This window comes from Virgibacillus sp. 7505 (assembly GCF_002272135.1).
Classification (GTDB): domain Bacteria; phylum Bacillota; class Bacilli; order Bacillales; family Amphibacillaceae; genus Terribacillus.
In genome coordinates this window covers 1-205 of the sequence record NZ_NPBF01000517.1, presented here as the reverse complement: position 1 = coordinate 205, position 205 = coordinate 1, and the positions used below count along the sequence as shown (strand labels likewise).

At 45.4% G+C, this 205-nt stretch carries 1 pseudogene; it reads right to left on the bottom strand.

Annotated features, from left to right (window positions below):
• Positions 1-192 (bottom strand): annotated as a pseudogene (locus CHH91_RS20035) (factor-independent urate hydroxylase); the annotation flags it as partial.
• Positions 193-205: the final 13 nt, after the last annotated feature.

The following is a 205-nucleotide window of genomic DNA, read 5'->3' as shown; positions in this document are numbered from 1 at the left end:
GTCCCCATCTGTAAAAGACGACAGAAAAGCGTTTCCCCCGACCTCAACTGTGACATTGATGCCAAAAACAGTGTTATCCTGAACAGTAAATGCCGATTCAGGGATCGGCTGAAGCCCGCTTAACGGTTCCATAAACGTTCGGTAGGCAAATACATTCCCTTTTCCATAAGACATTGTCCGTTTATTTTCCACTTCTACACCAACC